The 12,918-nt window shown below is 71.9% G+C and carries 16 protein-coding genes; 6 read left to right on the top strand and 10 right to left on the bottom strand.

Annotated elements, in window-relative coordinates:
• Positions 1-79 precede the first annotated feature (79 nt).
• Positions 80-1,195 carry a sensor histidine kinase gene (locus Apa02nite_RS42455; protein ID WP_203830142.1) on the bottom strand — a complete coding sequence of 372 codons (1,116 nt, stop codon included), beginning with the start codon at positions 1,193-1,195 and terminating at the stop codon, positions 80-82.
• A complete protein-coding gene (locus Apa02nite_RS42450) occupies positions 1,189-1,857 on the bottom strand; it encodes a response regulator transcription factor (RefSeq protein ID WP_203830141.1) in 669 nt (222 codons plus the stop codon). The genes Apa02nite_RS42455 and Apa02nite_RS42450 overlap by 7 nt, the downstream gene beginning before the upstream one ends.
• 143 nt (positions 1,858-2,000) lie before the next feature.
• Here Apa02nite_RS42450 and Apa02nite_RS42445 point away from each other — a divergent pair, with 143 nt between their 5' ends.
• The 5 genes from Apa02nite_RS42445 to Apa02nite_RS42425 all read left to right on the top strand — a co-directional run bounded on the left by Apa02nite_RS42445 (position 2,001) and on the right by Apa02nite_RS42425 (position 6,228).
• Positions 2,001-2,498: a hypothetical protein gene (locus Apa02nite_RS42445; RefSeq protein WP_203830140.1), complete on the top strand. Its 498-nt coding sequence runs from the start codon at positions 2,001-2,003 to the stop codon at positions 2,496-2,498.
• Positions 2,495-3,556: a peptidoglycan-binding domain-containing protein gene (locus Apa02nite_RS42440; RefSeq protein WP_203830139.1), complete on the top strand. Its 1,062-nt coding sequence runs from the start codon at positions 2,495-2,497 to the stop codon at positions 3,554-3,556. The genes Apa02nite_RS42445 and Apa02nite_RS42440 overlap by 4 nt, the downstream gene beginning before the upstream one ends.
• Entirely contained in the window at positions 3,553-4,236 is a 684-nt protein-coding gene (locus Apa02nite_RS42435) for an ABC transporter ATP-binding protein (RefSeq protein ID WP_203830138.1), read from the top strand. The genes Apa02nite_RS42440 and Apa02nite_RS42435 overlap by 4 nt, the downstream gene beginning before the upstream one ends.
• Positions 4,233-5,435 (top strand): ABC transporter permease, encoded by a 1,203-nt coding sequence (locus Apa02nite_RS42430; RefSeq protein WP_203830137.1) that lies wholly within the window; start codon positions 4,233-4,235, stop codon positions 5,433-5,435. Before Apa02nite_RS42435 ends, Apa02nite_RS42430 begins: the two co-directional genes overlap by 4 nt.
• Before the next feature lie 154 nt (positions 5,436-5,589).
• Entirely contained in the window at positions 5,590-6,228 is a 639-nt protein-coding gene (locus tag Apa02nite_RS42425) for a maleylpyruvate isomerase N-terminal domain-containing protein (RefSeq protein WP_203830136.1), read from the top strand.
• Between the two features lie 4 nt (positions 6,229-6,232).
• Here the strand turns inward: Apa02nite_RS42425 and Apa02nite_RS42420 are convergent, their stop codons facing one another.
• The 7 genes from Apa02nite_RS42420 to Apa02nite_RS42390 form a co-directional block, all read right to left on the bottom strand.
• The gene (locus tag Apa02nite_RS42420) at positions 6,233-7,324 is read right to left on the bottom strand and encodes a sensor histidine kinase (protein WP_203830135.1); all 1,092 of its coding nucleotides are present in this window, start codon (positions 7,322-7,324) and stop codon (positions 6,233-6,235) included.
• A complete protein-coding gene (locus tag Apa02nite_RS42415; protein WP_203830134.1) occupies positions 7,317-7,991 on the bottom strand; it encodes a response regulator transcription factor in 675 nt (224 codons plus the stop codon). Before Apa02nite_RS42415 ends, Apa02nite_RS42420 begins: the two co-directional genes overlap by 8 nt.
• 9 nt (positions 7,992-8,000) lie before the next feature.
• A complete protein-coding gene (locus Apa02nite_RS42410) occupies positions 8,001-8,717 on the bottom strand; it encodes a VanZ family protein (RefSeq protein ID WP_203830133.1) in 717 nt (238 codons plus the stop codon).
• A 71-nt stretch (positions 8,718-8,788) separates the two neighbouring features.
• Positions 8,789-9,505 carry an aldo/keto reductase gene (locus Apa02nite_RS42405; RefSeq protein WP_203830132.1) on the bottom strand — a complete coding sequence of 239 codons (717 nt, stop codon included), beginning with the start codon at positions 9,503-9,505 and terminating at the stop codon, positions 8,789-8,791.
• Positions 9,506-9,538: 33 nt separating this feature from the next.
• Positions 9,539-9,997 carry a VOC family protein gene (locus Apa02nite_RS42400; protein ID WP_203830131.1) on the bottom strand — a complete coding sequence of 153 codons (459 nt, stop codon included), beginning with the start codon at positions 9,995-9,997 and terminating at the stop codon, positions 9,539-9,541.
• Positions 9,998-10,267: 270 nt separating this feature from the next.
• Positions 10,268-10,831 carry a sugar O-acetyltransferase gene (locus Apa02nite_RS42395; protein ID WP_239164946.1) on the bottom strand — a complete coding sequence of 188 codons (564 nt, stop codon included), beginning with the start codon at positions 10,829-10,831 and terminating at the stop codon, positions 10,268-10,270.
• A gap of 205 nt (positions 10,832-11,036) precedes the next feature.
• Positions 11,037-11,870: a YwqG family protein gene (locus Apa02nite_RS42390; RefSeq protein ID WP_203830130.1), complete on the bottom strand. Its 834-nt coding sequence runs from the start codon at positions 11,868-11,870 to the stop codon at positions 11,037-11,039.
• Positions 11,871-11,925: 55 nt separating this feature from the next.
• Here Apa02nite_RS42390 and Apa02nite_RS42385 point away from each other — a divergent pair, with 55 nt between their 5' ends.
• Positions 11,926-12,417 (top strand): hypothetical protein, encoded by a 492-nt coding sequence (locus Apa02nite_RS42385; RefSeq protein WP_203830129.1) that lies wholly within the window; start codon positions 11,926-11,928, stop codon positions 12,415-12,417.
• Here the strand turns inward: Apa02nite_RS42385 and Apa02nite_RS42380 are convergent.
• Positions 12,414-12,722, bottom strand: coding sequence for a PH domain-containing protein (locus Apa02nite_RS42380; protein ID WP_203830128.1), 309 nt, complete (start codon positions 12,720-12,722; stop codon positions 12,414-12,416). The two genes, Apa02nite_RS42385 and Apa02nite_RS42380, sit on opposite strands and share 4 nt — an antisense overlap.
• Positions 12,723-12,918: the final 196 nt, after the last annotated feature.

Below are 12,918 nucleotides of genomic sequence, written 5' to 3'. Positions count from 1 at the left end.
ACCTCAGCTCACGGACCGGCACGACCAGGCGCCGGAGCACCTCAGCTCACGGACCGGCACGACCAGGCGCCGGAGCACCTCAGCTCACGGCGACCCGCGCGGGCAGGTGGACCTCGACGGCGAGGCCGCCGCCGCTCAGGGGCCGGGCGGTCGCGCGGCCGCCGTGCGAGGCGGCGATGGCCCGCACGATCGACAGGCCCAGCCCGGCGCCCTCCCCGGTCCGGCCCGCGCCGCGGTAGAACGGCTCGAACAGCCGCTCGGCGTCCTCCGGGCCGACCACCGGGCCGGTGTTGGTGATCGTCAGGTGTCCGTTTCCGGTCAGCCGGACGAGAACCTCGCCGCCGGGCACGTTGTAGCGGACCGCGTTGTCCAGCAGGTTGCGCACCAGCTGGGCGAGCAGCACCTGGTCACCGGCGACCACGCAGGGCTCGAGCCGGTCGACGAGCACCTTCGGCGCCGCCCCGGCCACCGCTTCACCGATCGCCTCGTCCACCACCTCATCGAGGGCCACCGGAGCGGGGCGGTGACCACCCTGCTCGCCGCGGGCCAGAGTCAGCAGACCGTTGATCAGCGCGATGCAGCGCTCGTTGTTGCGCAGCAGATCCTCCCGGACCACCTGGACCCGCTCCGGGTCGCTGGTGGCCAGCCCGACCTGCAGCGTGGTGCGGGCCACCGCCAGGGGCGTGCGCAGCTCGTGCGACGCGTTGGCGATGAACCTCGCCTGCGCGCTGAACGCACCGTCCAGCCGGGTGAGCAGCTCGTCGAGGGTGTCGGCGAGTTCCCGGAGCTCGTCGTCAGGTCCGGCCATCGCGATCCGCTCGTGCAGGTTGTCGGTGGAGATCCGGCGGGCCTGCGAGGTGATCGCGTGCACCCGGTTCAGCACCCGGCCGGTCACCCACCAGGCCAGCAGCCCGACCAGCACCGTCATGATCACCAGCGCGGTGATCCACTGGAGCAGGATGGTGCCGATCGCGTCGTCGCGCTGCAGCGAGATCGCGTCGAGCAGGTCGACCGCGCCGGGTTCGGTCCGGCCGCCCAGCACCGGGCCGGCGGCGGTGGCCGGCACGTCGCCGACCCGGGTGATCACGATGCGGTTCTGCAGGTACACCATCGTGACGACCAGCGCGCCGACGACCAGGAACACGCCGGTGTGCGCCAGGGTGAGCCGCCAGCGCAGGGTGAGCCGGGTCAGCATGCCGGCGCCGTCGGCCGGTAGCCGACCCCGGGCAGGGTGTCGATCACCGACGGCTCGCCGAGCTTGGCACGCAGCCGGTGCATCGTCATCCGCACCGCGTTGGTGAACGGGTCGGCGTGCTCGTCCCAGACCGTACGCAACAGCTCCTCGGTGCTGACCACGGCGCCGCCGGCGGCCAACAGCGCTGCCAGGACCCCGAATTCCTTGTTCGACAACGGTACGAGCCGACCCGCCCGGGAGACCTGACGCTGCGCCGGGTCCAGGGAGATGTCGTCGTGGCGCAGCACCGGCGGCCGGGCCGGCTGCGAGCGGCGGCCCAGCGCCTCCAGCCGCGCGACGAGCTCCTCGAAGTCGAACGGTTTGCCGAGGTAGTCGTCGGCGCCCAGCCGCAGCCCGATGACCCGGTCGCCGACGTCGGCCATCGCGGTCAGCATCAGCACCCGGGCGCGCCCGCCGTCCGCGATGATCCGGCGGCACACCTCGTCACCGTGCACCCCGGGCAGGTCCCGGTCGAGCACCACCACGTCGTAACAGTCGGTGATCAGCTTGTCCAGGGCGGTGTCGCCGTCGTGGGCCACGTCGACCGACATGGCCCGCTCCCGCAGACCCTGGGCAAGGTATCTGGCCAGGGTCTGTTCGTCCTCCACCACCAGCACGCGCATGGCGACGACGGTAGCCCCGGCCGCGTTTCACCGGCATAACAACGCACCGTCCGTATCGATGAAACGGCCGTGAAACGCCCCGCTGCGTAGAAATTCCGGTCATGACCGGCGCTCGCCGGTCATCGGCGACACAGGGAGTGACCATGCGCAGATGGATCGGAACGGCGACGCTCGGGCTGACGTTGAGCCTCGGGATGCTGGCCGGGTGCGGCGGTGGACAGTCGGACGACGGCGTGGCCAGCGCCGGCGGCGGCACCGGCGCGACACCCACGGCGAGCGCGGCGGCCACCGACGACCCGGCGAAGTTCGCCGCGTGCCTGCGGGACAACGGCGTCGACGTCAAGGACCCGGAGCCGGGCACCGGCCAGGTGACCCTGCCGGACGGCGGGGCGGCCCTGGACGCGGCGCTGAAGAAGTGCCAGCAGTACGGCAGCGGGGCCGGCGGTAGCACCGGGGCCGACCCGGACGACCCGGCGCAGCAGGAGAACCGGCGCAAGTTCGCCGCGTGCATGCGGGACGAGGGCGTCGACTGGCCCGACCCGGTGCCCGGCAAGCCGATGTCCCTGCCGCAGCAGACGCCGCAGTTCATGGCCGCGTTCCAGAAGTGCACGCAGAAGGTCCCGATGGACGGCAGCCGGTGAAGGCCCGCACCACGCTCGGGACCGCGGTCGCGGCGACGCTGGTGGCCGGCTCCGCCGCCGGGATCCTCTTCGTCACCGGCCGGGCGCACGACGACCCGGACGGCGCGGTCACCCCGGCGCCGACCGCCACGGTGACCCGCACCGACCTGGTGCAGACCGAGCAGGTCGACGGCGTGCTCGGCTACGCCGGCACCACGACGGTCAGCTCGGCAACAACCGCGATCGTCACGTGGCTGCCGCAGCCGGGCGACACGATCACCCGTGGCCAGCACGTCTACGACGCCGCGAACCAGCCGGTCCCGCTGTTCTACGGCCGGCTGCCGTTCTGGCGCGAGCTGCACCGCGGCGTACCGGACGGGCCCGACGTGCGCATCCTCGAACAGAACCTCGACAAGCTCGGTTACGGCGACGGGCTGACCGTCGACGACGACTTCACCGACGCGACCGCCGCGGCCGTCCGCAAATGGCAGAAGGCCCGCCACGTACCGCGCACCGGCCGGGTCGCGACCGGTGACGTCGTGGTGCTGCCCGGCGCGATCCGGGTCGCCGAGGTCAAGGCCCGGCTCGGCGCACCGGCGTCCGGCGACGTACTGACCGCGACCGGCACCCGCAAGCAGGTGGCTGTCGACCTGCCGGCCACCAAGTCCGGGCTGGCCGTCAAGGGCGCGAAGGTCACCGTCGGCCTGCCGGACGGGAGCACCGCCCGTGGACGGATCACCGTGGTCGGCACCACGGCCCAGGCGCCGGACAAGGACAGCCCGGACGATCCGCCGACGCTGCCGGTCACCGTCGCGCTCGACGACCCGGCGACGACCGGCGCGCTGGACGGCGCCCCGGTCACCGTGGGTCTGCGCGGCGCCGTACACAAAAAGGTCCTCGCGGTGCCGGTCGGTGCGCTGCTCGCCCTGGCCGAAGGTGGTTTCGGGGTTCAGGTCGTCGCCGACGGCGGCGCTCAGCGCATCGTCGGGGTCACGCTCGGCGCATTCGCCAACGGCCAGGTCGAGATCAAGGGCGAAGGACTTTCCGACGGTACGAAGGTGACGGTGCCCGCGGCATGACCAGTTCCCCACCGGTGATCGACCTGGACCGGGTCACCAAGGAGTACCCGGGTGGCGTCTGCGCGCTGCGTGACGTCTCGCTGCGGATCGTCCCGGACGAGCTCACCGCGATCGTCGGGCCCTCCGGCTCCGGCAAGTCGACGATGCTGCAGCTGATGGGCACCCTGGACCGGCCCACCCGCGGCACGGTACGGATCCTCGGCCACGACGTCGCCGCCCTCGACGACCGGCAACTGTCCGCCGTGCGGGCGAGCTGGATCGGCTTCGTCTTCCAGCAGTGCTACCTCACCGCGCACCTGACGGCCGTGCAGAACGTCGCGAACGGGTTGTTCTACCACGGCCTGCCCCGGCGGGCGCGGCTGCGCGAGGCGGCCGCCGCCCTGGACCGGGTCGGTCTCGGACACCGCCGCGACCACCGCCCGGCGGAGCTGTCCGGCGGGGAACGGCAGCGCGTCGCGATCGCCCGGGCGCTGGTGGCCCGGCCGGCGATCGTGCTCGCCGACGAGCCGACCGGCGCGCTCGACTCGCGCTCCGGCGAGACCGTCGTGCAGCTGCTGCACGAACTGCACCGGGACGGCACCACGATCGCGGTGATCACCCACGATGCGGGGATCGCCCGCTCCTTCGACCGGCAGGTGGAGATTCTGGACGGCGAGATCTCTGCGGCGGGCTCGGCATGAACACTCCCCCGCTGCCGCGTTCCGCCCGGCTGCGCGCCGCTGACCTGATCGGGGTCGGACTGCTCGGGTTGCGTGGCCGGCCGATGCGGGCCGTGCTGTCCGCGCTGGGCATCGCGATCGGCATCGCCGCCATGGTCGCGGTGCTCGGCATCGGCGCCGCCAGCCAGGCCCGGCTGCTCAACAGGATTGCCAGCCTGGGCACGAACCTGCTCACCGTCACGCCGGGCCAGAACCTGTTCGGCAAGAACACTCCGCTGCCGGACGCCGCCGTCGACATGGTCGGGCGGATCGGACCGGTGCTGTCGGCCAGCGCCACCGGCAGCGTGGCCGGTGCGACGGTCCGGCGCACCGACAAGATCGATCCGCGGGAGACCAAGGGCATCGAGGTGCTCGCGGGCCGCCTCGACCTGCTGCCGACCCTCGGCGGCAAGCTGTCGGCCGGCGCCTGGCTCAGCCCGGCGACCGGGCGGTACCCGGCCGTGGTGCTGGGCGCGACCGCGGCCCGGTTGCTCGGCGTCGACGAGCCGGGCCGCCAGGTCTTCATCGCCGGCCAGTGGTTCACCGTGCTCGGCATCCTGGCGCCGCTCGACCTCACCCCGGAGATCAATACGGCGGCGCTCGTCGGCTGGGACGTCGCCACCAGCCGGCTCGGCTTCGACGGGCACCCCACCAAGATCTATACGCGGGCGGTCACCGAGGCGGTGGGCGCGGTGCGCGACGTGCTCGCCCGGACGGCCAATCCGCAGGACCCGTCGGCGGTCAACGTCAGCCGCCCGTCGGACGCCCTCACCGCACAACTGGCCGCGAAGAACACCTTCGGCAGCCTGCTGATCGGACTGGGCGCGGTGTCTTTGCTGGTCGGCGGCGTCGGTGTGGCCAACACGATGATCATCTCGGTGCTGGAGCGCCGGGCGGAGATCGGTCTGCGCCGCGCGCTGGGCGCTCGCCGCCGGCAGATCCTGCTGCAGTTCCTGACCGAGGCGGTCGCGCTGTCGGCTCTGGGCGGCCTGGCCGGTGCGGCCCTGGGCGTGGCGGCGACGGTGGTCTATGCGGGCGCGCAGGGCTGGCCGCTGGTCCTGCCCACGACGGGGATCGCGGCGGGCGTGGGCTCATCGATCGTGATCGGAGCGGCGGCGGGTCTGTATCCGGCGCTGCGAGCAGGCCGCCTGCCCCCGAGCGAGGCCTTGAGCACCGGCTGACCGAGCCGCGCGGGCCGGTGCGCCCCGCACGGTCCGCCGGTGCTCGGTCCGCCGGTGCGCGCCGCACGGTCCACCGGAGCGCGCCGCGCGGGCCGGTGCGCGCCGCGCGGGCCGGTGCGCGCCGCGCGGTTCGCCGATGCGATAGGAAGAGGTGATGGAGCTGTTCGCACGGGCGTGGTCGGCGCTGCGGGCTGCCGTCGCGGCGGTCCCCCACGACGACTTCGGGCGGGCCTCCGGGTGTACCGGGTGGCTCGTGCGGGATCTGATCTGTCACCTGGTCCTCGACGCGCAGGACGTGCTGATCACACTGGCCACTCCGGTGCCCGCCGCGCCGACCGTGACCGCGGCGACCTACTGGCAGCTCCTCCCCGAGCCGCCGGACGGCACGGATCCGCTCGACGCGCTGATTCCCCGGCTGGCCGCCGCGTACCAGGACCCCGGCCTGCTGGCGTTCCACTTCGACGACGTGGGTGCGGCGGCCGGCCGGGCCGCGGCGCTCGCCGATCCGCGGGCCACGGTCGGCACCCGCGGCCAGGTGCTGACCGTGGCGGACTACCTGACCGCGTACACCCTGGAGGCGACGCTGCACCACCTCGATCTTCCGGACGCCGGGCCGCCGCCGGACGAGACGCTCGCGGCGGCGCGGGCCGCACTCGAGCAGATCGCCGGGCGCCGGTTCCCCGCGCGGCTCTCCGACACCGACGCCCTGCTGCTGCTCACCGGGCGGCGCATCCCGACCGCCGCCGAGCTGCCGCTGCTGGACGGATGGGCCGGGCGGGTGGTCCTCGGGTGAGTGCTCAGGTCGTACCGGAAAGGTGAACCGTGATTAACAAGCCGCCCGCGGGGCGCGGCCGGACCTCGAGCCGGCCGGCGTGCGCGCGGACGATGCTGTGCACGATGGCCAGGCCGAGACCGACGCCGGCGTGCTCGTCGGTGCGGACGCGTTCTGCTCCGCGCTGGAACGGTTCGGTCAGGGTCGGCAGCAGGTCCGGTGGAAGGTGGCGGCCGGTGTTCTCGACACGCAGGACGCTGGTGCCGCCGGCAGCTTCGGTGTGGATCGTGACGGTGCCGCCGGCCGGGAGGTTGTGGACGATGGCGTTCTGGACGAGGTTAGCCGTCATTCGCTGCAGCAGCGCACCGGAGCCGACGGTGACGGCCGGGCCACCGGTGACCTCGAGGGTGATCCGGCGCTGCTCGGCGAGGGGCAGCAGCGTCTCGGCGGCCTCCTCGGCGAGCAGCGAGAGGTCGACGGGCTCGCGGGTGAACGTGCCGCGGTCGCCGTAGCTGAGCAGCAGCAGCGCCTCGGTCAGGTCGATCGCCCGGGTGTTGACGGCGTGCAGGCGTTCGACCAGGTCGTCGTGACCGCGCGCCGGGTCGTTACGAGCGACGTCGAGCAGGGTGCGGGAGATCGCCAGCGGGGTGCGCAACTCGTGCGAGGCGTTCGCGGCGAACCGCTGCTGCTCCGCGACGTGCGACTCCACCTTGTCGAGCATCGTGTCGAACGCGTCGGAGAGTTCGCGGAACTCGTCCTGGCGGCCGGTCAGCCGGATCCGGTGGGACAGTGACCCGGTACCGGCCATCCGGGCCGCCGCGGTGATCCGGGCCAGCGGCGCGAGCATCCGGCCGGCCAGGAACCAGCCGCCCACCAGGCCGAACACCAGCAGGAAGGCCAGCACCGCGGCCGCCCGCGGCGCGAAGACGTGCAGCAGGTTCGACCGGGTCGGGAAGACTCCGGTGACGAGACTGCCGGTGACACCGGGGTCGATGAGGCCGCGGTCCGGGACGTAGCGGAGCAGGAACACCCACACCGCGGCGAGCAGCAGAAGTCCGGCCAGCATGATGAATCCGGCATAACTTAGTGCGAGCCGCAGCCGGGCGCTGCTAGACATCCGCGGCGCCGGTGTCGATGCGATAACCGACCCCGGCCACGGTGGCGATGATCCAGGGTTCGCCGAGCCGTTTGCGCAGTGCGGAGACCGTGATGCGCACCGCGTTGGTGAGCGGGTCGGCGTTCTCGTCCCAGGCGCGTTCCAGCAGCGTCTCCGCGCTGACCACTCCGCCACCGGCCGCGACCAGGACCTCCAGGACGGCGAACTGTTTGCGGGTGAGCGCGACGTAACGGCCGTCGCGGAACACCTCCCGCCGGAACGGGTCGAGACGCAGGCCCGCGATCTCGTGGACCGGTGGCCGGGCATGCGCCCGCCGGCGGTCCAGGGCCCGCAGCCGCAGGACGAGTTCGCGAAGGTCGAACGGCTTGGTCAGGTAGTCGTCGGCGCCGAGCCCGAACCCGGTGGCTTTGTCGTCGATCCGGTCGGCGGCGGTCAGCATCAGGATCGGGATGCCGCTGCCGGACGCGACGATGCGCCGGGCGACCTCGTCACCGGACGGTCCGGGGATGTCCCGGTCGAGCACGGCGAGGTCGTAGGAATTGACCCGCAAAAGTTCCAGGGCGGTGTCACCGTCACCGGCGATGTCCGCGGCGATCGCCGCCAGCCGCAGACCGTCCCGGACGGCCTCGGCCAGCAGCGGCTCGTCCTCCACGATCAATACCCGCATCCCCGGAGCCTATCCGCGCATAACGGGCCCGGAGGCGGACCCAGACGTGGGCTCGGGGGCGGGCACAGACGTGGGCGCTGGATCGGCGGGGTCGGGCTTGGTGCGCCACCAACGACGTGATGCCAGCCCGGCGAGGACCGCGCCGGCCGCGTTGACCAGCACGTCGTCCACCGACGACACCCGATCCAGCTGCAGGACGTACTGTGCGGTTTCGACAAGGACCGAACAGCCCGCCCCGAGCGCCAGGATTCGCGGCACCGCCGCCAACCTCGCGAATCGGACCGGCGCGAAGAACCCCACCGCCGCGAAAATCACCAGATTCCCGGCGATCCCGAGCGCCCCCATCCCGATCAGATCCCGCAGCGGCACCAGGCTCACCCGGCCGGGCACCACACCGGCCCCGGGCCCCGGCATCATGGTCAGCCAGACGAGCGGCACCGTCCCGTAGACCAGACCCACCTCGGCCAGCGACAGCCGCCACGCCACGGCTCTCTCGCCGGCAGCGCGACGGACACCCACCAGAATCGCCGCAACCAGCACGGCCACCGGCAGCCCGACCAGCGTCATCAGGACCACACCGTTCTCGGTGTCCAGGCAGCCGTGCCACTTCCCGGCCGCGCAACTCGAGACCGACATCAACAGCATCCGGCGTACGGCGAACAGCGCGCCGCCAAGCCCCACGATCGCCAGGCCGAGAAGCACGCTCGTGCGCACCTTGTGTTTCATGCCGCTACTCAACGCGAAGCGCCGTTGCGGTGGCGTATGCGGTTTCCGATACGCCCGCGATACCCGGCTGTTCAGGCGGCGGCGCGGTCCTCGGCGCGACGACGGCGCTGCCCGGCGTGCTGAAGTGCCGGTGGCGTGTAGGCGATGTCGAGGGTGCCGGCATTCACGCCCGGCGGGACGACCCTGTCGATCCGGTCGAGAGTGTCGTCGTCGAGGGTGGCGCCCGCGCCGGCGAGCAGGTCGTCGAGGTGAGCCATCGTGCGGGGGCCGATGATCGCCGAGGTGACCGCGGGATGGCTGACGACAAACGCCAGCGCCAGGTGGGTGAGCGACAGGCCGGCCTCGGCGGCGATCGGGGCGAGCTGTTCGACGGCGTCGTGGTTGCGCGAATCGGTCATGTGTTTCGGCACCCAGTGCATCCGGCCGGCCGAGGGCTGCTCGCCGCCTGCGCGGAAGCGGCCGGTGAGCAGGCCCGACGCGAGCGGACTCCAGGTCAGCACGCCCATCCCGTAGCGTTCGCAGACCGGCAGGACGTCGCGTTCGATGCCCCGGTTCAGGATCGAGTACGTCGGTTGTTCGGTGCGGAACCGGGCCAGCCCGCGTCGTTCGGAGACCCACTGGGCCTCCACGATCTCGGCGGCCGGCAAGCTGGAGTGGCCGATCGCGCGGACCTTGCCGGCCCGCATGAGGTCGGTCAGGGCGGCGAGGGTCTCCTCGTTGTCGGTGCCGGGTTCGGGGTGGTGGACCTGGTAGAGGTCGATGTGGTCGACGCCGAGCCGCATGCGCATGGCTGTTCCTTTGACGGATCGGTGCGGGAGGGATCAGCCGGCGTAGGCGGCCACGTCGAGGACCCAGGTGACGCCGAAGCGGTCGGTCAGCATGCCGAAGCCGGGCGCCCACGGGGACGGGCCGTACTTCTCGATGATCTCGGCGCCGTCGGCGAGCTTGTCCCACAGCGCACCGACCTCCTCGGCGGTCTCGCCGCGGACGGAGACGAAGAACCGTTCGCCGGTCAGCGTCATCCCGTGTTCCCGGGTCGTGGCCGCGACCGGCGCGGCGGCGGGGGCCTGGCTGGGCACGTCGTAGGCCATGACGCTGAAGCCGTTCTCCGCGGTGACTTGGCCGAAGACGACGTTGGCGGCGTCCGGAAGGTCCTTCGGCATGCCGAAGTCGGCGTAGGCGACGGCGGTGAGCCGGCCGCCGAAGACGGACTGGTAGAACTCCAGCGCCGCGCGAGCGTCGCCGCGGAAGTTCAGGTGGGTGGTGGCAGAGATGGCCACGGTGAAGTCCTTTGCTGATCGTTCTCAGACGCAGCGCGCCGCCGGCGAGGAGCCGGCCTGAGATGAAGGTTCGCAGCAGTAGGTGCCAGGGAGTGACACCTACTGCAGACGGACCGACGCTCACGCCGAACTTCATCGCAGCTGCCGGCCGCGCTGCTACCAGGCGGTCTCCGGGGCACTGCTCCACCGGCAAGCTGAGGATGCCGCGCTGCCGACGGACTCAGGATCTCGCTCTGCCGGCAGTCTCGGGATGCCGCGCCGCCGGCGAGTTCAGGGTGCCGTGGGCTCCGGGCCGAGCCGTTTGCGCTCGACGTGGCTGGTTGCGGTCACCACGCTCATCGGTGGCACGTCCTTGGCGATCACCGCGCCCGCGCCGACCACCGAGCCCCGGCCGATCGTGACACCCGGGGTGACGGTGGCGGCGGCGCCGATCCACACGTCGTCCTCGATGACGATCGGCGTGTGGGTGAGGAAGGCGAACCGCTCGGCGGGCTCGACCGGGTGGCCGGCCGTGCTCAGGGTGACCCGCGGCCCGATCAGCACGCGGTCGCCGATGGTGATGCCGCCGAAGTCCAGGAAGTAACAGCCCTGGTTGATGAACACGCGCTCGCCGAACGAGGCGCCGAGGCCGTAGTCGCAGTAGAACGGCGGCAGGATCGACAGGGAATCCGGGATCGGGCCACCGAAGATCTCGGTGAGCAGTTCCCGGCGCGCGGACAGGTCGTCGAACGGCAGCAGGTTGAGACGCGCGCTCAGCGACATCGCGAGCTGAACGCGCTCGGCGAAGGCTCGGGATTCGGGTGTCCGGGTCGGCAGGCGTTGCTCGTTGCGCACGAGGCGATGCTGGCACAGCAGACCGCCGCCATCGCGACGACCCACCGGCAACGCCAGCTCATTCAGCGAACACCGATTCACCTCGCGAACGCCGGCTCCCACGGCAACTACGGCCGATGTGGCGAGCGCAGTCAGCACGCGCGCTCGTTGGACGAGCGCGGTCAGCGCAGGCTCATGCGAACCATTTTCCCTAGCGCGCACCGGCTCACTCGGTGAAGGCGGTGAACGACAGCGCCCTGTCGAAGCGCGACGCGGCCAGGTCCTCGTGGCGGATCAGGAACCGGCCGATGTGGACGTCGTCCGGGTCGAACTGGGCCAGCGGCACCCACTCGCGCATCACCCGCAGGGTCTCCTCCTCCAGGCTCCGGCCCTGCCGGGTCTTCTCGGCCATCCGGGTCTCCGGCGTGTCGTAGAGGTGGTCGGTGGCGAGCGCGCCGATGTCGGCCGTATACCCGCCCAGGTAGACGTCGGCGCTGTTCATTTTCGGCCACAGCTCCTCGGCCAGCGCCCGGAGCTCCGTGACCTGCCGCAGGTCGGGGCGCAGACCCTCCAGCCGGCTGGGCAGCTCCGCGACGACCGTGGCGAACAGCTCGTGCTCGGGGCGGACGAACGCCAGCTCCGGGTCGCAGAACATCTCGTCCTCGTGGTCGGGTTCCGCCGCCACCTCGGTGTCGACACCGGCCGGCACGTAGATCACCCGCGCATGTTCCTGCTCCTCGGTGGTCGAGCACGCTTCGTACGCATGCTCGTGATGCAGGAAGAAGAGCAGCGAACCCTGCACCGGCAAAGCGAGGCCGTCGACCCGTGGCAGCGCGGCGCAGTCGACCGCGACGATGAACGGTAGCGGTCCGAACTCGGAGGCCGGCCATGCCGTCCCGGCCGGTAGCCGGGGCAGGCCGCCGCTACGTCCGACGGGCACGCCGCCGGGGCGGGCACTGGTCCAGACCCCGAAGCGCAGGAACTCGGCGAACGCGCCGATCGCGGTCTCCGGGATGCCACGCTCGATCGCCGCCTGATGGAATCGCCGTTGATGGTCCATGGCGAGGCATGGTGCCAGATCGATACGACAAAACCCCGGAGCGTACGTTCGCACGGTGCCTCCGTTGACGATCCACCTCACCGACGACGAGGCCTTTGTGCTGTCCGACTGGATCTACGAGCTGCAGCAGTCGAAGGAGCCACTGAGTGACGAGGCGGTCTGGCCGGCGCTCTACGCGATCGACGGTCCGTTCCACACCGCGTCCCCGCTGATCTTCGCGCCGGACTACCGCGGTCGGCTGGCGGCAGCCCAGGCTCGCATGATCGCCGGGGAGCCGGGGCCCGGCGGACCCGGCCTGCTCGTCAGGTTGAGCGGAGACGAGGCCGTTGTGCTGGCCCATTGGCTGCGCGAGAGCTCCCCGCCCCCGCAGGTCCCGGTGGGCAAGCTGCTGGCCGCCATCGAGGCACACGGCGTCGCGGGCACGGATCTGCCTGCTGCTCGCCGCCGTCTGCTTGCGACGATGGGCCGCAACGAGGACGGGATCATGTTCGAGGACGTGCCCGGTCATCGACCGGCGTGCGCCGCGACCCGGGACCGTTCGAGTTAGGAACGGCTGATGTGGAGGCCGCACACCGAGTCGAAGGCATCTTCGGTGCTGTCGCTGAAGAAGAGCTGGTTGGCATAGGTGTTCGTGCCGGCCACGTGGACGGCGATGCCCCAACGGAGGTCGGGTCCGGCATATCGCAGTCGCATCAACGGCACCTGATCGCCGTCGGTGCGTTCCGCGGTGACGTAGGCGAACTCACCGCGGTAGCGCACGTGCACCGCGGCGAGCTGCGACCAGTTCTTCTCGACGTGCTCCCGTAACCGCTGCGCCAGAGAAATCTTGGTGGACTCGGGAATCGCGGGCATGCCCACATCCTGCCGCCCCAGCGCCACCCCGCAAGCCCCAGCCGCAGCCGCCCCACAACCCCGCTGGCGCTCACGGCTGCCTCCCACGCCCGGAGCGGTAGAAGTCTGCGCTCGGCGCCGAAGGGGCGGTGGAAGTCTGCGCTGGGCATCGGCAGGGCGGCAGGGGTCCGCGGTCGGTCGGGTTCGGGGGCGGTGG

Source organism: Actinoplanes palleronii, from assembly GCF_016862315.1.
Lineage (GTDB): Bacteria > Actinomycetota > Actinomycetes > Mycobacteriales > Micromonosporaceae > Actinoplanes > Actinoplanes palleronii.
Note: the sequence above shows the minus strand (reverse complement) of the source record. Positions and strands in the feature narration are given on the sequence as shown.

Excerpts from the sequence above, each read along its gene's own strand:
- Apa02nite_RS42455 (WP_203830142.1), bottom strand. The coding sequence starts at position 1,195 with ATGCTGACCCGGCTCACCCTGCGCTGGCGGCTCACCCTGGCGCACACC.
- Apa02nite_RS42450 (WP_203830141.1), bottom strand. The coding sequence starts at position 1,857 with ATGCGCGTGCTGGTGGTGGAGGACGAACAGACCCTGGCCAGATACCTT.
- Apa02nite_RS42445 (WP_203830140.1), top strand. The coding sequence starts at position 2,001 with ATGCGCAGATGGATCGGAACGGCGACGCTCGGGCTGACGTTGAGCCTC.
- Apa02nite_RS42435 (WP_203830138.1), top strand. The coding sequence starts at position 3,553 with ATGACCAGTTCCCCACCGGTGATCGACCTGGACCGGGTCACCAAGGAG.
- Apa02nite_RS42430 (WP_203830137.1), top strand. The coding sequence starts at position 4,233 with ATGAACACTCCCCCGCTGCCGCGTTCCGCCCGGCTGCGCGCCGCTGAC.
- Apa02nite_RS42425 (WP_203830136.1), top strand. The coding sequence starts at position 5,590 with ATGGAGCTGTTCGCACGGGCGTGGTCGGCGCTGCGGGCTGCCGTCGCG.
- Apa02nite_RS42420 (WP_203830135.1), bottom strand. The coding sequence starts at position 7,324 with ATGTCTAGCAGCGCCCGGCTGCGGCTCGCACTAAGTTATGCCGGATTC.
- Apa02nite_RS42415 (WP_203830134.1), bottom strand. The coding sequence starts at position 7,991 with ATGCGGGTATTGATCGTGGAGGACGAGCCGCTGCTGGCCGAGGCCGTC.
- Apa02nite_RS42410 (WP_203830133.1), bottom strand. The coding sequence starts at position 8,717 with ATGAAACACAAGGTGCGCACGAGCGTGCTTCTCGGCCTGGCGATCGTG.
- Apa02nite_RS42405 (WP_203830132.1), bottom strand. The coding sequence starts at position 9,505 with ATGCGCATGCGGCTCGGCGTCGACCACATCGACCTCTACCAGGTCCAC.
- Apa02nite_RS42390 (WP_203830130.1), bottom strand. The coding sequence starts at position 11,870 with ATGGACCATCAACGGCGATTCCATCAGGCGGCGATCGAGCGTGGCATC.
- Apa02nite_RS42380 (WP_203830128.1), bottom strand. The coding sequence starts at position 12,722 with ATGCCCGCGATTCCCGAGTCCACCAAGATTTCTCTGGCGCAGCGGTTA.